The organism is Nocardiopsis sp. CNT312 (assembly GCF_000515115.1).
Taxonomy (GTDB): Bacteria; Actinomycetota; Actinomycetes; order Streptosporangiales; family Streptosporangiaceae; genus Nocardiopsis.
Map to the genome: position 1 here is coordinate 53,912 of NZ_AZXF01000018.1, position 17,723 is coordinate 71,634.

12 protein-coding genes are annotated in these 17,723 nt (G+C 73.9%); all 12 read right to left on the bottom strand.

Annotation, left to right across the window (positions count from 1 at the left end; genetic code table 11):
- Positions 1-6: 6 nt before the first annotated feature.
- From B042_RS22495 to B042_RS26935, 12 genes are read right to left on the bottom strand one after another with little or no spacing between them, the layout of a single operon-like run.
- The gene (locus B042_RS22495) at positions 7-825 is read right to left on the bottom strand and encodes an ABC transporter permease subunit (RefSeq protein WP_051415557.1); all 819 of its coding nucleotides are present in this window, start codon (positions 823-825) and stop codon (positions 7-9) included.
- Positions 819-1,820 (bottom strand): ABC transporter permease, encoded by a 1,002-nt coding sequence (locus B042_RS22500; RefSeq protein ID WP_231493887.1) that lies wholly within the window; start codon positions 1,818-1,820, stop codon positions 819-821. The genes B042_RS22495 and B042_RS22500 overlap by 7 nt, the downstream gene beginning before the upstream one ends.
- A complete protein-coding gene (locus B042_RS0108915) occupies positions 1,817-3,337 on the bottom strand; it encodes an ABC transporter substrate-binding protein (RefSeq protein WP_028647997.1) in 1,521 nt (506 codons plus the stop codon). The genes B042_RS22500 and B042_RS0108915 overlap by 4 nt, the downstream gene beginning before the upstream one ends.
- Before the next feature lie 34 nt (positions 3,338-3,371).
- Entirely contained in the window at positions 3,372-3,620 is a 249-nt protein-coding gene (locus B042_RS0108920; protein ID WP_197024228.1) for a ferredoxin, read from the bottom strand.
- Complete coding sequence (locus B042_RS26930; protein WP_028647999.1) at positions 3,614-4,837, bottom strand: cytochrome P450; 1,224 nt, start codon at positions 4,835-4,837, stop codon at positions 3,614-3,616. Before B042_RS26930 ends, B042_RS0108920 begins: the two co-directional genes overlap by 7 nt.
- 13 nt (positions 4,838-4,850) lie before the next feature.
- Positions 4,851-6,611 (bottom strand): ABC transporter ATP-binding protein, encoded by a 1,761-nt coding sequence (locus B042_RS0108930; protein ID WP_028648000.1) that lies wholly within the window; start codon positions 6,609-6,611, stop codon positions 4,851-4,853.
- Positions 6,608-8,425 (bottom strand): ABC transporter ATP-binding protein, encoded by a 1,818-nt coding sequence (locus B042_RS0108935; protein ID WP_028648001.1) that lies wholly within the window; start codon positions 8,423-8,425, stop codon positions 6,608-6,610. Before B042_RS0108935 ends, B042_RS0108930 begins: the two co-directional genes overlap by 4 nt.
- On the bottom strand, positions 8,422-9,156 hold the full coding sequence (locus B042_RS0108940) for a trans-aconitate 2-methyltransferase (RefSeq protein ID WP_028648002.1): 735 nt from the start codon (positions 9,154-9,156) through the stop codon (positions 8,422-8,424). The genes B042_RS0108935 and B042_RS0108940 overlap by 4 nt, the downstream gene beginning before the upstream one ends.
- A 35-nt stretch (positions 9,157-9,191) precedes the next feature.
- On the bottom strand, positions 9,192-9,974 hold the full coding sequence (locus B042_RS0108945; RefSeq protein ID WP_028648003.1) for a thioesterase II family protein: 783 nt from the start codon (positions 9,972-9,974) through the stop codon (positions 9,192-9,194).
- The gene (locus B042_RS22505) at positions 9,971-11,089 is read right to left on the bottom strand and encodes a Gfo/Idh/MocA family oxidoreductase (RefSeq protein WP_036554369.1); all 1,119 of its coding nucleotides are present in this window, start codon (positions 11,087-11,089) and stop codon (positions 9,971-9,973) included. The genes B042_RS0108945 and B042_RS22505 overlap by 4 nt, the downstream gene beginning before the upstream one ends.
- Complete coding sequence (locus B042_RS0108955; RefSeq protein WP_028648004.1) at positions 11,086-12,216, bottom strand: saccharopine dehydrogenase NADP-binding domain-containing protein; 1,131 nt, start codon at positions 12,214-12,216, stop codon at positions 11,086-11,088. Before B042_RS0108955 ends, B042_RS22505 begins: the two co-directional genes overlap by 4 nt.
- Positions 12,213-17,705 (bottom strand): non-ribosomal peptide synthetase, encoded by a 5,493-nt coding sequence (locus B042_RS26935; protein ID WP_028648005.1) that lies wholly within the window; start codon positions 17,703-17,705, stop codon positions 12,213-12,215. The genes B042_RS0108955 and B042_RS26935 overlap by 4 nt, the downstream gene beginning before the upstream one ends.
- Positions 17,706-17,723 lie beyond the last annotated feature (18 nt).

Here is a 17,723-nt window from a genome sequence, read left to right on the forward strand (position 1 = left end):
GTGATCTCATATCCCCGCACGGGTGTCCTCTCGGCTGGTGGTGGCTCTGGGGTCGCGGTCGGTGGCGAGGTAGACCGAGAGCGCCAGGGCGGTCGTGGTCAGGCCGAGGGCCAGTGCCGGGGCGGCCACGGCCCAGGGGTTCATCGCGACCCCGGCCATGTTCTCGCGCAGCATCAGGGCCCAGTCGGGCTCGGGCGGCGGGGTGCCGAAGCCGAGGACGTTGAGCGCGGAGGCGATCTGGACCGCCACGACCAGGCGCAGGCCCAAATCGGCGAGGACGGTCCCCTTCATGGCGGGCAGGATCTCGCGGAGCGCGATAGCCGCCGTGCTCTCCCCTCGGCACCGGGCCGCCTCCACGTATCCGGTGGTGCGCACGGCGCGCACGGCGTCGCGCACCACCCGCAGGGTGAGGGGCGCACCACCGCACACGGTCGCCACGACCACGGCGGCGGGGCCGGGCAGGGCGATGGCGGCCACGAGTGCGAGCAGGAGCGAGGGAACGGCCAGGAGGAGGTCGGTCAGCGCGGTCAGCACGCGGTCGGCCGCGCCGCCGAGCCATCCGGCGGCCAGTCCGCCGGCCAGGCCGGTGGCCGAGGCCGCCAGGGCGGCGGTGACGGAGACGGCGAGCAGGTCGGCTCCGCCGGAGAGCACCCGGGACCACACGTCGCGGCCCAGGGCGTCGGTGCCGAGGAGGTGGCCGGGGCCGCTCCCCTGCCAGGGCGGGGCAACGGGGTCGGTGGGGTCGTAGGGCGCGGCCCAGCCGCCGAGGGCTGCGGTGGCCAGGACCGCGGCCAGGAGCACTGTGGCGAGGAGGCGGTTCACCATGCTCGGCTCCGGGGGTCGGTGCCGTCGGCGACGGCGTCGGAGACGGCCAGTCCCGCGAGGACGACGGCCGCGGCGAGCATGGCGACCGCCTGCACCACGGGGGTATCGCGCGAGGCGACGGCGGAGACCAGGAGTGATCCCAGGCCGGGGTATCCGAAGAGGGTCTCGACGATCGTGGTGGCGGCGATGAGGCCGCCGGCGCTCACCGCCAGGACACGGGTGAAGGGGGCGAGGAGGAAGGGCAGGACGTCCACGGCGGCGACGGACCACAGGGGGCGGCCCCTGCGCAGGGCGTCCACCACGTGGGGCCGGGAGACCGTGTCGGCGACCGCGCCGGAGACGAGTCCGGCTCCGAACAGGGCGGTGGGCAGGGCCATGGAGAGCACGGGCAGGACCAGGAGTTCGGGGTGGTGGACGGGGTGTGTCCCGGGGGGCAGGAGTGAGACGGCGGGGACCAGGTCCAGCACGCCTGACAGGAGGGCGGCGGCGCCCGCGGCGACGACCACGGCGGGGACGGCGGCACCGCCGGTAAGGAAGGCTCCGGCCGCACCGCGGCTTGCGCGTGCCGCGCCCGCCCATCCTCCGAGGAGGAGCATGGCGGGGGCGGCCAGTGCCAGGGACAGGCCGATGAGGGTGGCGGTGGCGGGCAGGCGCTGGAGGACGGCGTCGAGTACGGGCCGGTCGTTGACCAGGGAGGTTCCCAGGTCGCCCCGGAGCAGTCCCGCCGTCCAGTCCGTGTAGAGCCGCCAGGGGGCGGCGTCCTGTCCCAGCTCCTGGCGCAGGGCCCGGACCTGTTCGTCGGTGGCGCCGGGGCTCACCCGCAGTTGGGCCGCGTCCCCGGGCAGCAGGGCGGTGGCCGCGAAGACGACCACCGACGCCGCTGCGAGGAGTAGCGCGCCCCGTACCAGGGGGCGCAGCCCCCTGGCCACCAGCGCTCCCGCTGCCCGGGGCCGGGGGGCGGTGCCCGAGGGCACCGCCCGTGGCGATCGCGTCAACCGGAGACCTCGACCTCTTCGATCCGCAGCCGGTGGAAGCCGGGTCCGGTGGGCAGGCCGGTCACGCCGGAGGCGGTGAGGTCGATACCGTCACCGGACCCCCAGACCACGTACCCGCCCTCTTCGGCGATGCGCCGCTGGAGGTCGCCGAGGAGCGAGTACCGCTCGTCTTGGTCGGCGGTGGCCAGGGCCGTGTGGAAGTCCTCCGTCCACTCCTCGTCGTCCCATCCGGTCTCGTTGATGGGGCCGTCGGGCAGCAGGGCCATGCGCGCGAAGTCGACGAACCCGTTCCCGCCCAGGCTGTTGATGTAGAAGGACTCGACGTTCCACACCTCGGTCCAGTAGGTGTCGGGCGGGCCCACCTCGACCTCCACGTCGATGCCCGCCTCGGCGAGCTGCTCGGAGACCAGGACGGCGGTCTCCTCCATCCCCGGGTAGGAGTTGGTGGCGTGCAGGGTGAGGGAGACGCCGTCGCCGTGCCCGGCCTCCTCCAGGAGTTCGCGGGCGCGTTCGACGTCGCGGACGACCGGGTCGACGTCCGGGGCGAAGGGCTCCGAGGCGCTGAGGACGTCCGCGCCGGTCTGCCCGTAGCCGAGGAAGACGGTCTCGACGAGGGCGTCGCGGTCCAGGGCGATCTTGACGGCCTCCCGCACCTCGGGGTCGTCGAAGGGTTCGGCCGTCGTGTCCATGACGAGGGGGTAGCCGACGCCGCCGGGGCGGGTGACGACCTCCACCTCGTCGCTTTCGGCGTACTGCTCGGCGGTGGCCGGTGCGACGCTTCCGGCCACGTCGGCCTGCCCGGAGGCCACCGCGGAGGCGCGGGCGGCAGCGTCGGGCATGGCGGTGATCTCCAGGCGCTCCACTCCCCCGCCGGGGCCCCACCACTGGTCGTTGCGGGTCAGGACCGCCGTGGTGTCGTCGGCGGTCTCCAGGACGAAGGGGCCCGATCCGGCGACGGGTTCGGTGATGTCGTCACTGCCCTCGGGGACGACGAAGGTGAGGGAGGCCAGGGCGGCGCCGACCTCGGCGTAGGGCTGGAGGGTGACCAGTTCCAGTTCGTGCTCGCCCGCGACGGTCGAGGACTCCAGGTCGAACATGGACAGGCGGCCGTTGTTCTCGGCGCCCTTGCCCTGGATGCGTCGCAGGGAGAAGAGGACGTCGTCGGCGGTGACGGGTGCCCCGTCGGAGAAGACCGCGTCCTGGCGCAGGGTGATGTGCCAGTGGGTGAGGTCGTCTCCCTCGGGTTCCCACGCCTCGGCGAGCCTGGGCTGGACCGTGCCCTGTTCGTCGATGACGGTGAGGACGTCGTAGAGCATGGAGAAGCGCAGGTAGTCCGACTCGTTGCCGACCCGGCCGTGCGGGTCGGCGGTCGTGGCCGCGGGAGCGCCGACCGCCGCGTAGCGCAGGGTGGCGGGTGCCTGTGCGGCGCCGTCTCCGCTGTCCGTCCCTCCGGCGCAGCCGGAGGCCGTGGCGAGGGTGATCGCGCACAGGCCCGCGAGGAGGGCTTGTCGTCTCATCGGTGGTTCTCGTTTCTGTTCGGGGCCGTGGCGGTCACGGCCCGGGGGGAGCGGGGGGTCGGCTTCGGATCGCGATCGCGCCCGAAGGACAGAGGTCGACGGCGTCCAGGGCGTGTGCCCGGGACCCGGGGGGCACGTCGCTGGTGAGCAGGAGCACGAGGCCGTCGTCGTCCTGGTCGAAGAGGTCGGGGGCGGCGCGCACGCACTGCCCCGCGCCGGCGCACACGTCGTGGTCGGCGCTCAGCCTCAGGGAGGTGTCGCCGCCGGGGTCGTCCCTCACCATGCGACGGGCACTTCGTCGAGTCCGAAGATCGTCGAGGCGGAGCGCTGCGGGAGCTCCTCCAGGGGCGCCGCCAGGCGCAGGCCGGGGACGCGTTCGAACAGGACCCGCAGGGCGACTTCGAGCTCCAGCCGGCCCAGGTTCTGGCCGACGCACTGGTGGACCCCGTAGCCGAAGGCGACGTGGTTGCGCTGGGTGCGGGTGAGGTCGAGGCGTTCGGGGTCGGGGAAGGCCTCGGGGTCGTGGTTGGCGGCGCCCAGGAGGGCGATGTAGCCGTCCCCGGCAGGGATGGTGCCGCTCTCCAGCGGGATGTCCTCGGTGGCGACACGGAGGGTGATGACGTCGGCCACCGACAGATGGCGCAGAAGTTCGTCCACGGCCGCGGGCCACAGGCCGGGGTCGTCGCGCAGCAGGTCCATCTGGTCGGGGTTGCGCAGGAGGTCGAGGGCGGCCAGGGGGATCATGTTGCGCGTGGTCTCGTGCCCGGCGTTGAGGGTGATCCCGATCTGGGAGAGCAGCGAGTGGCGGGTGATCTCCTCCCGTGCGAGGGGGCCGTTGACCAGTCGGCTGATGAGGTCGTCGCCGGGGTCCTCAGCCTTCTCGTCGATGAGCCGGTCGATGAGCGCGAACAGTTCGCCCAGGGCGGCCCCCACCTCCTGGGCGGTGCTGTTGCGGGCCCCCGCGACCGAGGTGATGCGGCGGAAGAACTCCAGGTCCTCCATGGGGACGCCGAGCAGTCGGCAGATGACGGTGGTGGAGACCCGGTTGGCGTACTCGCTGACGAGGTCGGCCGGGGTGGGGAGGGAGAGCAGGTGCTCTGCCTGTTCGCGGCAGATCGCCTCGATGGCGGGGCGCATCTCGCGAACGCGCCTGACGGTGAACTCGCCCACGAGCATCCGGCGGACGCGGGTGTGGTCGGGCGGGTCCATGCGGATGAAGGGACGCAGTTCCGCCGCGACCTGCTGCTCGCCGTCGCCCAGGGCGGGGAAGGCGGGGTGGCGGGCGTCGGAGCTGGAGGCCGGGTGGGACAGCGCGGTGCGCACGTCCGTGAAGCCGGTGAGGAGCCAGGGCTCCTTGCCGCTGGGGATGACGGCCCTGGTGGGGCCTGGGCGTTCGCGCATCCGCGCGTAGGACTCGGGCGGGGAGAACGGGCAGGAGCGGGCTTGGGGGAAGGCCACGGGTGTGTCGGATGCGTGTGCGTCGGGGGCTGGCTGGGTCATGGGGGCGGTCCTCCTATGGGGTGGGTCTGGTGGTGTCAGAGGCGGGTTCGCCGGTCAGCCGCCACCCCAGGGCCCGTTGCCGGGCCCGGACGTAGGCGGCGTGCCGGCCGTCCAGCGCGAGGAGTTCTTCGGGGGTGCCCTGCTCGGCGACACGGCCGCCGTCGAGGAAGACGATCCGGTCGGCGGCGGCCACGGTGGCGGGGCGGTGCGCGATGACCAGGACGGTCCTGTCCCGCGCCAGGTCGGTGGCGGTCTCGGTCAGCAGCGCCTCGTTCTCGGCGTCCAGGGCCGCGGACGCCTCGTCCAGGACGACGATCGGCGCGTCCTTGAGCAGGGCGCGGGCGATCGACACCCGCTGGCGCTGGCCGCCGGAGAGGGACGTCCCGCCCTCCCCCACCCGGGTCTCCCACCCGTCGGGCAGCTCGGCGACGACCCGGTCCAGTCCGGAGCGGGCCGCGACCCGGTCCAGGTCCGCCTCTGAGGCTCCGGGGGCGGCGACGCGGACGTTGTCCGCGATGGTGGCGTCGAACAGGTACACGTCCTGGAAGACCACGGCCACGTGCCGGGACAGCTCCTCGCTGCCGATATCGCGGACGTCGACGCCGCCGACGAGGACCTGCCCGGCGTCCACGTCGTGGAAGCGTGCCAGGAGGCGGGTCACGGTGGTCTTGCCACCGCCGGAGGGGCCCACGAGCGCCGTCAGCGTCCCAGGGGCCGCTGGGAAGGAGACGCCGTCGAGGACGGGTTCCCCGGGGGTGTAGGAGAAGCGGACGTCGTGGAACTCCACCTCGGCGCCCTGCGGCGGGACGGGCGTCGCCGGTTCGGGCAGGGGCCGCGCGTCCAGGACGGTGTTGATCCTGGCCAGCCCGTTGACGGCCATGCGCAGGACGGCTCCGCTCTCGGCCGCCGCCGACAGCGGGTGGACGAACCTGACGAGCAGGACGATGAGGGCGATCGCGGTGGGGGCCGCCAGTGTGCCGCCGAGCAGGAGGTGGAGGCTGAGCGCGAGGAGGAGGGTGAGGACGAGACGCACGGTGAAGGAGTAGGCGACCAGCGCGGGAACCGCCTTGAGCAGGAGCGCGCGTGCGCCGGCGTGCTCGGCGGCCAGCGCGCGGTCCAGGACCGTGTGTGCGCTGTCCACCCGGCCGAAGGCGCGCAGCACCGGCTGCGCCCGGGCGTACTCCAGGACGCGGTCGGCGGCCTCGTCCGCCACCGTGTCGCGAGCGGCGTCGCCCCGTCCCACGGCCTCGTTGGACAGGGTGAACACCATCCACAGGAGGGGAAGGCAGGCCGCGCAGGCCAGCGCGAGGCGCCAGTCGAAGAGGAACAGGGCGGCCACCGCCACCACGGGTGTGACCACGGCGTCGGCCAGCGGCGGGTAGGTGTGGACGGGCAGGCTGGTGGTCCGCGACACCCCTTCGGTGGCGATGCGGTTGAGCTCTCCCAGCCGGGACCCGGTGAACCACCCCAGCGGCAGGCGCACCAGGTGGTCGCCGATGCGGTGGTGCAGGGCCCGCGAGATGGAGCCGCCGACCCGGAAGTTCAGGTAGAGGCTCGTCGACTTCAGTACCGCGTATACCGCGGTGCCGACGGCCAGGGCGACCGCCCAGGGTGTCGCTGTGGAGGGGTCGGGCCCCAGGAGCCCCTCCAGAACGGGGACCAGGAGGGCGAAGACGACGCCCTGGAGGGCGGAGGCGAACGTGGTGAGCGCCAGGCTCACCGCCACGGGGCGGGTGTGGCCGGGCCCCATGGCCTTGAGGAATGCGCGGATCACTGCTCTTCTCCCTGTCGGCCGCCGCTGCCGTGCTGTGCGCTCCACAGGTCCGCGTAGCGCCGCCCGCGGCCGAGGAGCTCTTCGTGGGTCCCCGACTCGACGATCCGGCCGTCCTCCATGACGGCGATGCGGTCTGCGCCGGTGACGGTGGCCAGTCGGTGGGCGATGACCAGGACGGTGCGGCCTCGGGCGAGGTCGCTGAGGGCGTCCTGGATGTCGGCTTCGGCCGCGGGGTCCACCGAGGCGGTGGCCTCGTCCAGGACCAGGACGGAGGGGTCGGCGAGGATCGCCCGGGCGATCGACACGCGCTGGGCCTCGCCGCCGGACAGTGCGGCCTCCTCCGTCACGACCGTGTCGTAGCCGCGCGGCAGCCGCAGGATCCGCTCGTGGATCCGGGCCGCGCGGGCGGCGTCCTCGATCTCCTCGCGGGTGGCGCCGGGCCTGCCCAGAGCGATGTTGTCGGCCACGGACTCGCGCAGCAGGCGCACGTCCTGGAAGACGAAGCCGACGGTGCGATACAGCGTCCCGGTCGGCAGCGTGCGCAGGTCGGCTCCGCCGACGGAGACGGTGCCCTCGACGGGGTCGTGGAAGCGGGCGAGGAGGGTGGCCAGGGTGGACTTGCCCGCTCCGGAGGACCCGACGAGCGCCGTGACCGTCCCCGGTTCCAGCACCAGGTCGACCCCCCTCAGTGCCTCCCGTGCGGCGTCCCGGCGGTCGGCGGAGTAGGAGAAGCGCACGCCGTCGAAGACGACCCGGGCGTCCCGGGGCGCGCCGCCGGAGCCCTCGGGCAGGGGGGGCTCCGCGAGCAGGTCGGCGACGCGGGAGGCCGCCGCCTTGGCCGCCTGGATCTGCTGGACGCGGGAGCCGATGACGTTCATGGGTGCGCACAGCGCGGGTGCGAGGAGCGCGAAGGCCACCACGGAGGCCGGTTCGCTCCACCCCGCCGCGACGAGGCCCACTCCGGCGAGGACCGAGAGGGCGGCCGTCATCGGGGCGGACAGTAGCAGGAACGAGGCGACCGTCACCGGGGTGGTGGCCCGGGACCAGGCGACGAAGAAGTCGGCGAAGGCGTCGGCCGCGTCCAGGAAGCGCGCGTGGGCCCGGCGGTGGCCGCCGAAGTGCTTGACCACCTGGATGCCCTGGACGAACTCCACCGCCGAGGCGTTGATGTCGTTCATGGCACGGGTGTACTCGGCGAACTTGGCCATGCCGCCGGCCATGGCGCGGGCGAACAGGAAGACGCCGCCGACGACCAGGGCGACGGCCACCAGGGCGAGCCGCCAGTCGACGGACACCAGGTAGGCGAGTGCGGCCACGGGGACGGCGACCACCGCCGCCAGGTCGGGCAGGGTGTGGGCGATCAGGGAGTGCACTTCGGCGACGTCGTCGTGCAGGGCTTTCTTGGCCCGCCCCGAGCCCCGTCCGGAGAACCATCCCAGGGGGACCCTCCCCAGGTGGGCCGCCAGTGAGCGCCGGACCGACAGCTGCATGTCGTTGTCGGCCAGGTGCCCGACCACGGTCGAGGCCGCCCCGGCGGTCAGAGCGGCGACCGCCCCGGCCAGGGCCAGGCCGACGAGGGTCCACAGGAGGGCCCTGTCGGGCGGTCCGGGTTCCAGGAGCGTGTCGGCGAGCTCGGCGACGCAGACCAGGGGGACCAGGCCGAGGACACCGGCGAGCCCCTGGAGCGCGGCGGCGGAGGCGACCCTGCCCCGGACGGGTTCCAGCAGTACCGACAGGGGTGAGGGTGAGCGCTTCCCCGCGGGTGTGTCCGCCTGGGGGGTCTTCCCGGTGGTGGAGGCGGTGTCCTGGGTCATGTGGTCAGCACCCCGATCTCCGGGGTGGCCTCGCGCCCAGTCTGGACGAGGCGTTTGACGGTCAGCCCGGACTCCTCAGCCAGGCGCTCCACGCCGAAGGTCTCCCAGTCGTACTCGTCGGCGACGGTGCGTACCCGCTCCCCGTCGCGGAAGACGCGCCATTCGGTGCGCCAGCGCATGACGCCCTCCCCTGCCGGTTCACCGGAGATCCACCACTCGTAGACCTGGGTTCCGACGGTCTCCCGGCACATGCGCACGAAGGGGATGGAGCGGGGGGTGTCCACCCCCATCAGCTCGACGACGATCGGCCCCCCTTCGGGGAGGCGGTCGGCTAGGCGCTTCCACAGGGCAACCCGCTCGGGCCGGGGGATGTGTCCGGCCACGCCGAAGATGACCACGGCGGACAGGCTGTCGGGCAGGGGGAGCTCCTGGGCGGGTTCGGGCAGGACGGTGACCCGTTCGCGCAGCCTCGGGTCGGAGAAGACCCGGCTGGTCAGGACGGCGCGCATGACCGGTGAGGGCTCAGCCGAGATGATGCGCGCCGAGGGCAGGATCTCGGCGATGGTCGTGGTCACCAGGCCGCTGCCCGCGCCGATGTCGAGGACCGGTCCGTGGCCGGTGTCCAGACCGGTCAGGGCCGCGCGCAGGGCGGGGGCGCTGGAGACCAGGTGGCGGTGGCCGACGAGGTCGAAGAACTCGGCGGCCGGGGAGTAGTAGTCGGTGGCCGGCAAGGATGTCCTCCAGGGTTGGCGGAAGGGAAGGCCGTTCAGGGGGTGCTGGGCCACGGTGAGGCCGCGGTGACCAGCGACGGGTCCAGGCGGCGCAGCAGCGCGGCCAGGACCTCCCGTCTTCGCGGTGCGAGGTAGAAGTGGTCGCCCGGGAACACCTGCACGTCGACGCGCGCGGTCGTGGTGGCCGACCACCGTTCGGCGTTGGAGGTGTCGATCTCGGGGTCGGCATCGCCCAGGAACACGCTCACCGGGCAGTCCAGGGGCGGGCCCGGGAAGGGGCGGTAGCGCTCGATGAGCCGGTAGTCGTTGCGGATGTAGCCCAGGACGGCCTCACGCAGTCCGGGGTCGGCCAGGACCTCCGCCTCGGTCCCGCCCAGGCGCAGGAGTTCGGCCACGAGTGCCTCGTCGTCGCACTCGTGGACCCTGCCCGGAGGGGCGTCGGCCGGGGCCCTGCGGCCCGAGGCGAAGAGGCGTTCGGGTTCGGGGGCGCCGCCGTCGCGCAGTGCGCGGGCCAGCTCGTAGGCCACCGCCGATCCCATGCTGTGGCCGAACAGCGCGTAGGGGCGGTCCAGCAGGGGGGCGAGTTCCCCTGCGACGGCGGAGACGGCCGCGGACATGTCGTCGACCATGGGGGCACCGAAGCGGTCCTCCCGCCCCGGGTACTGGACGCACACCAGGTCCACGCCGTCGGGCAGCAGTGGGGCCCAGGCGCGGTAGGAACTCGCGCCGCCTCCGGCGTGGGGCAGGCAGACCAGGCGGATTCCGGCGCCGGGCCGGGGGCGGGGCCGGCGGAGCCAGGAGGTGGGTGCGGCGGTCACGGTGCTCCCGTCGTCGGGGTCGGGGACAGGTCGGCGGCCCGCCAGGGGGTGGGGACGGCGGGCCTGATGATCTCGGGTCGGCCGAGGCGGCCGGTGGCCTCGTGCCACAGTCGGCACACGGAGAGGTCGAACTGGCCGCGCGGCAGCGGATCGGCGTCCGTGCGCACGTCATGGGCGAAATCGCGCAGTGCCCGGACCAGGGTCTGGGGCCACACCCGGGTGAGGACGTCCCGCTGCGAGGGGGGCAGGGTGCCCTCCAGCACGGTGACGGCCGGTTCGTCGAGGTGCCCGGTGCCGGGGCCGGTCGAGCGCAGGCGGTGGTGGGCGTCCCGGGGCGCGTGCATCCGCGGGTGCCACAGCACGGGACCGTGGGTGTCGGCCAGGTCCAGGACGCCGCCCTCCCCCGCCAGGGACAGCCGGTGCCACAGCAGGGCGTGGTTGTCCCCGTCGGAGGGGTCGATCTGGTTCTGGACCCGCAGCGTGACGGGGACGCCCGCCACGGTCGCCTGGAGCACCCGGTAGGGCTGGGGCATCACCGCCAGGCCAGCCGCCTCCGGGTCCGGCGGCAGGGGGTCAGTGAGCGCCCAGGGGCGCAGGCCGCCCAGAGCCCTGCCCAGGATGTCCAGCAGCGGGTACAGCACCTGGAGCGCCGAGGTGGCGTCGACGGACAGGATCCTTCCCCTCTGGCGCATCTCCCGTGCCGCCTCCAGGAACCGTGCCACCGATCCGACGTGCCGGTAGAACGGGTTGAGGTGGTAGACGGCGCTCTCCGCCCGGGCCGTCCGCAGCAGGCCGGACAGTTCATCGTGGTGTACCGGGTGCTCCTGGAGGACGTGGACGCCGCGCAGGAGCAGGTCCCGGGCGATCTCGCCCCCCGGCCCGCCCGAGACCGCCGATCCGACGACGACGCAGGCGGCGTCCACCTCCGCGGGAAGCTGTTCGACGGAGGTGTAGAGGGGCAGGCCCTGTTCACGGGCGTAGGTGCGGGAGAAGTCCCCGCCGCGGGCCAGGACCCCGACCGGGGTGAAGTCCTCCGGCAGCAGGCGCAGTGCGGCCATGTGGAAGCGTCCGAAGGCGGTGCCGCAGACGACGGTGCGCAGGGGCTCGGCGTTCACAGGGCCCCCTCCTCGTGTGCGGACCCGGCGAAGGCGCCCTCGTATTCCCTGAGCGTTCCGGTGCCGGGGTCGGCGAACAGGGCGGTGACGGACCGTTCCGGGTCCAGCACGTCGGCCGCGTGGTGCACCCCGTGGGGGATCCGGCCCTCCAGGACCTCGTGCACGGTCCAGGCACCGACGTGGCCGGTGGTGCGGTAGCCGTCGGTGGTGCGCAGCACCAGGGTGCGCTCCCGGCCCCGCGTGTCGACCGTCTCCAGGACGAGGAGGTAGAAGGGTTCGCGTCCGGCCAGGTCGAGGTCGGCGGCACGGCGCAGTGCCGCGGCGGCCCCGGCGAGGTCGGCCACGGGGCGTCCGGCGAGCGAGGACAGCAGCGTGCGCGACCGCTCCCCGAGGTGGACGTTGAACCACTCCGCCTCGCCCAGCGCCAGGTCGGCCGCGAGCCTGCGCACCTCCTCGGTGAGGAAGGGCTGGACGAACCCGGGGGCGGGGAAGTGCGGTGCGCGCACGGCGTCGGCGGCGCGCAGCGCCCGGGGGACGACCCGGCCCCCGCGCCAGGCGGCCAGCGGCGTGCCGAACACGGCGTCCTGGTCGGCCGCACCGGGCAGGGACAGCAGCAGGTCTCCGGCGGCGGCCTCGGTGCACCGTTCCAGACCGCCGGTGTGGGCGCGCAGCCGGGCCAGCCCGTGCCGGGCCGCGGACCGGCGGGGCAGCAGCGCGGACAGGCCTGGCAGCAGCCCCGCCGACACCACGGCGGTGCGCCCCTGGGTCAGGGGGTGGCCGGTCAGTGCGGCGCGTACGGGTTCGTCACCGGTCACGTCCACGTAGTCGGCTCCGGCGGCCAGTGCCGCGAGGGCGACCCGGTCCACGAGCGCGTAGGAGGGGCCCGCGCAGTTGAGCACCAGGTCGCACCCGCGGCAGAAGTCGGCCAGGGAGGAGTCGTCGTGGACGTCCACCCGCACGGTCTCCTCCCGTGCGCCCGACTCGCGGGCCAGGGCGCGGAGCGGCTCGGGGCGGCGTCCGCCGAGCCGCAGGCGTGCGTGGCCGAGGGTGCGCAGGAAGCGAACGGCGGGCGCACCGACCGCGCCCGAGGCCCCCACGACCCCGACCAGGGCGTCTGCACCGGTCACAGGATCACGTCCCCACCGGTGATCTGGTCCAGGTGCTTGAGGATGCCGGGGGCGTAGGGCACCGCCAACATGCCGAAGTGGTCGCCCGGAACGTCCACGACCCGCAGGTCTCCGAGGACCAGCCGCTCCCAGTAGTCGGTGACGCTCTCCTTGTTCCCGGGGAAGGGGTAGGCGCCGCCGTGCCGCAGGAACGTGACGTCACCGGCGTAGGGCTCGGGCTCGTATCGGGAGATGGAGAACACGCTCTGGCGGAAGATGCGGAACATCTCGTCCAGGGCCTCGGGCTCGTAGGTGCCGGCGGAGGGCGGTACGGCGGCGCACATACGCGCCACCCGGACCTCGCGCGGGACCTCCGCCAGGGCGCGGAAACAGGCGGCGACGTCGGCGTACTCGCCCTCCAACCGGCCGATGGCGCCGTCGGGCAGCAGCCCGGGGGTGGCCTCCAGCAGCAGGTCGGAGGCGGCCGACACCCTGTTCTCGTCCGCTGGGAACCCGACGGAGACCGGGTCGATGCCCATCATCACCGCGAAGGCGTACTCGGAGATGAGCTCGTCGTCCAGGCGGAACGGCGGCCGGTGCGTGCTGATGGCGGTGAGCGAGGCGACCTGTGCCCCGGCTTCGGTGAGGGTACGGGCGACCTCGGTGGCGATGAGCCCGCCCAGGCAGTAGCCCACCACGTGGAAGCGGTCGCCGCCGCGCTCCAGGAGGGCGTTGGCGTAGTCGGCGGCCCAGCGCTTGATGACCACGGCCGGGTCTGCGTCCAGGAACGCGGCCACGTCGGGCAGTTCCAGACCAACCAGGGTGCCCCGCCCACCGGCCCGTCGGCGGATCTCGGTGATGAGGGCGCGGTAGGGGATCAGGGTGCCGGTACCCGCGTGGACCAGTGCGGTCACCGTTGCCCCGCCCGGGCCGTTGAGGGGCACGTACGGGTCCGGTGCTCCCTGGGGTGCGGCGTCCACCTGTCCGGACAGGTCGCGCATGTAGGAGGCCAGTCCGGCGACGGTCGGGGTGCGCAGCATGTGGCGCAGCACGACCTCCCACTCGATGTCCTCGCCCGTGCCGGGCAGGACCTCGCCGAGCCGTCCGACCATGCGGGCGACCAGGAGGGAGTCCCCGCCCATGTCGAAGAAGTCGTCCTCGCGCCCCACTCCGGGGCGCTCCAGGAGTTCGGCCCACAGTCCGGCCAGGGCGCGTTCCAGGTCGTCGGCGGGCTCGGCGGACAGGGAGGTCACCGTGGGCGCGCCCTCCTCGGCGGGCAGGTCGCGGACCAGCGCGGCCCGGTCGATCTTGCCGTTGCCGGTCAGGGGGAGGGCGTCCAGGATCCGCCACTGGGCGGGCACCATGTACTCGGGAAGGCGTGCCGCAGTGTGCCGGGACAGGGCGTCGGTGCCGATCGGGACGCGGTCGGTCTTCACGCGGGCCAGGTAGAGACTCTGTCCGGTGCGTGACAGGGCGTCGCCGGGCTCGGGGAGCACGAGCGGGGCCGTCGCCCCGGCCCGCTCCAGGGCGGCCTCCCACTGGTCGCGGGTGAGGAAGGTCTGGTCGGTCTCGGTGCGGGCGTCGCGGTGGCCGCCGTCGAGGCCCTCCATGAACTCCATGGACACGAGCAGGGCCGGGTCGCGTTCAAGGGTGGTCTCGATGAAGAGCAGGTGCCCGCCGGGGACGAGCAACTCCCGCATCCTGGCCAGGGCGGTGTCGGCGTCGACGGCGTTGTGCAGGACGTTGGCCGCCACGATCACGTCGAAGGAGTTGGGTGCCTGTCCCTGTTCCCGGGGGTCGCGGTCGAGGTCGTAGAGGCCGAAGGAGACCCAGGGGAAGTCGGCGAACCGCTCCCTGGCCTCGGTGAGGAAGAAGGGGGACAGGTCGGTGAAGCGGTAGTCGACGTGGTGTCCGGCCAGGGCGTGGACGGCACCCTCGGTGGTGCCGCCCACGCCCGCGCCGACCTCCAGGACCCGCAGCGGCGTGTCGCCGACGCGGTCGCCGGCGATGCGTGCCAGCGCCGCCGCGGCTGCGGCGTTGAGGTGGCGGATGGCGAGGTTGTCGCGGTAGGCGGCCCCGGCCGTGTCGAGTTCGGCGCCGGGGAACAGGAGGGTGCGCACGTCCAGTTCACCGCGCAGGAGTTCGGGGAGGCTCTCGGAGCAGGTCCGCATGTACTCCAGGACCTCGGTGCCGTAATCGACCCGGGACTCCAGGGCGTCCAGTTCCTCCCAGCCGCGGGCGTGCTCGGCTCGGGTGACCGGCGTCAGGCCGGTGAGCACGTCGCCGTCGCGGGTGAGGCGTCCGGCGTCGGTCAGTGCCACCAGCCAGCGGCGGACCAGGCGGTGGTGCTTGCGGTCCGCGCCCAGCCCCTCGACGACCTCGGCCTCGGTGTGGGAGGCCCCGCCGAACAGGCCCGCCTCGGTGAGGGTGAGGGAGATCGCCTCCAGGGCCGTGGCGCGCATCCGCTCCAGGAAGGCGTCGAGGGTGTCGCGGTCCAGTCCGGACACGGCCTCGGTCTGTGCCGTCCGGGCAGCGTCGGCGGCGGGTTCCCCGGCGGTGGTACCACCGTCCGTGGTCTGCCTGGCCGTCTCCACGAACCCGGCCAGGCGCCGGTCCTGCCGGTCGCCCACGGCCAGGACCGCGGTGGCGGCCACGGCCGGGTGGGACAGGACCGCGGCCTCGATCTCGGCGAGTTCCACCCGGTGGCCCCGGATCTTGACCTGGTCGTCCTCGCGGCCGAGGAACTCGATGTCCCCTCCGGGCCGGTAGCGTCCCAGGTCGCCGGTGCGGTACAGCCGCTCCGCCGTTCCGGGCCTGGTCACGAAGCGCTCCGCGGTGCGGGCCTCATCTCCCAGGTAGCCCGTCGCCACGCCCGCGCCGCCGATGTAGAGCTCTCCGGCGACCCAGTCGGGGCGGTCGCGCATCCGCTCGTCGAGTACGTGGAAGGTCTGGTTGGTGAGGGGGCGGCCGTAGGGGATGCTCGGCCAGGCAGGGTCGACCTCGGTGATGGGGTGGTGGATGGACCAGATGGAGCCCTCGGTGGCCCCTCCGAAGCTGTAGAGGTCGGTGCCGGGCAGGTGGGCGCGGACTCGCTCGGGCAGGGTGAGGGGGATCCAGTCTCCGGAGAGCAGGGCCGTGCGCAGGGTCGTGGGCGCCTGGTCGGGGGCGGTGGCCAGGTAGTCGGTGAGCATCCCCATCTGGGCGGGGACCGAGTTCCACAGGGTCACGCCGTGCTCGCGGGCCAGGGAGGCCCAGTGCGAGGGGTCGCCGCGGCGCTCGGCCTCGGGCAGCACGATCGCGCCGCCCCGGCCCAGGGGGCCGAAGAGGTCGTAGACGGACAGGTCGAAGCCCAGGGCCGCCAGGCCCAGGACACGGTCGCCGGGGCCCACGGAGAAGCGGCGGTCGACGTCCTCGATCGTGTTGAGGGCGGCGCGGTGGGCGATGACGACGCCCTTGGGGGTGCCGGTGGAGCCCGAGGTGTAGATGACGTAGGCCGGGTCGTCCGGGGAGACCGGGCGTTCGGGGAGGGCTGCGGGGACTTCGGCCTCGGGCGCGGTGTCGACCTCGATGACGGCCGTCTCCCCGTCCCAGTCGCCGATCTGGGCCAGCCAGGACTGGGTCAGGACGTGCCGGACACCGGCGTTGTCCAGGATGGTGCGGCGGCGCGCGGCGGGCTGTGTGGTGTCCACTGGGACGTACACGGCACCGACCAGCAGCGCCGCGTAGACGGCCACCACCTGTTCGACGCCCTTGTCCATGACGACGGCCACGCGGTCGCCCGGCCCGGCTCCGGCTCCGCGCAGCAGGTCGGCCGTACCGCCGATCCGCCGCCACAGGTCCCCGTGGGAGAGCGTCTCGCCCCGGTGGAGCACGGCCGGTGCGTCGGGGGTCTCGATGGCACGGGCCAGGGCGTTCTCGTGGAGCAGTCCGTCCGGGAGGGGGCCCTCGGTGGCGTTGGCGCGGGCGCGCGCCGACGCCTGTGCGGCGGGCAGCGGGACCGGGTCCGCCGTGTCCCAGGGGGCGTCGGAGGCCGACAGGCGGCGCAGCAGGTCGTGGTAGGCGCGGAAGGCGTCGTCGGCGACCCCGGGGGGCAGCACCCCGTCGCGCACGTCCCACCGCAGCGCCAGTGAGTCGCCGTTCTGGGAGACCTGGCAGTCCACCCACACCTGCGGTGTCTGGGAGAGCCCGTGGACCTCCTTGGCCACCCAGGCGCCGGGGTCGGGCGACTCGTCGTCGGTGCCCAGCGCGCCGGTGAAGACGACGGGCATCATCACGGCCGTCTCGTCGCGGCGCCTCGACAGCTCGGCCAGCAGCTCACTTCCGGAGTACAGGCCGTGGTCCATGTCCTCGATGAGCCGGGACTGGCGCGCGGCGGCGCGCTCGGTGAAGGTCGCCCCGTCGTCGGCGTGCACGGCCAGGAGGGTCAGGGAGGTGAAGTCGCCGACCAGGTTCCCCACGTCCGGGTGCAGCGGGAGGCGGTGGGACACCGGCAGGTTGAGGGTGAAGTCGGTCCGTCGGGACCACAGGGCGACGACTTCGGTGTAGGCGGCCAGGGCGACGGCGGAGGGGGTCAGGCCCCGCTCGGCGGCGCGGGTGCGCAGGGCCGCCCACTCCTGCGGCTCCAGGTGGGCGGACAGCCGGGTGAAGTGCGCGGAGGCGTCCGCGGCGTGCTCGGCCAGGGGGAGTTCGGGGGCCGGGGGCAGGTCGTCGATCCGCTCCATCCAGTAGGCGCGGTCGCGGTGGTAGAGGGCGCTGTCGCGCAGTGCCCGGTGGGCCAGGACGTAGTCGCGGAAGGTCGCCTCCGGTGCGGGTGCCTCCCACGCGGGGTCCTCGTAGAGGGCGCGCAGCTCCTCCAGGAGCAGGCGCACGCTCGTGTAGTCGGCGACCAGCAGGTCCACGGACAGGTGCAGGACGGCCAGGCCGGCACCGCGGGTCAGGTGCAGGCGCACCAGCGGCCAGGACGAGGGGTCGGGGACCAGGTCGCGCATCCGTTCGCGGGCCCGTTCGACACGCGGCCGGGGGTCGGCGTCGCCGACGTCGGTGACGGTGAAGGACTCTGCCGGCGCCTTGGGCAGGACGGCCTGGTGCCCTTCGGGGGAGACGACGGCGCGCAGCATGTCGTGCCGGTCCACCAGGGCGTTCCAGGCCGTGCGCAGCCGCTCCGGCTCCAGGTCGTCGAACTCCAGCTCGGCGTAGGCGTGGCAGGCCACCCCGCCGTAGTCGTAGGCCGAACCGCGGCCGACCAGGTAGGCGCCCTGGACGTCGGTCAGCGGGAAGGGCTCGTGGCGGGAGGCGGGGTCGGGGACCAGTTCCGGCTGGGCCCGCTCGTCCAGCAGTGCCAGGATCTCGTCGCGGCTCTCGCTCAGGGCCGCGCGCCGGGCGTCGGTGAGGGCTCCGGAGGGGGCGCGGAAGCGGATGCGGCCCTCGTCGGCCCACAGGTGGACTCCGTCGGCCCGCAGCTCGGCGAGCAGGGCGCGGAGGTCGTCGGTACTGGCGGGGGTGGGCTGCACGTGTGTTCTCCTCGCAGG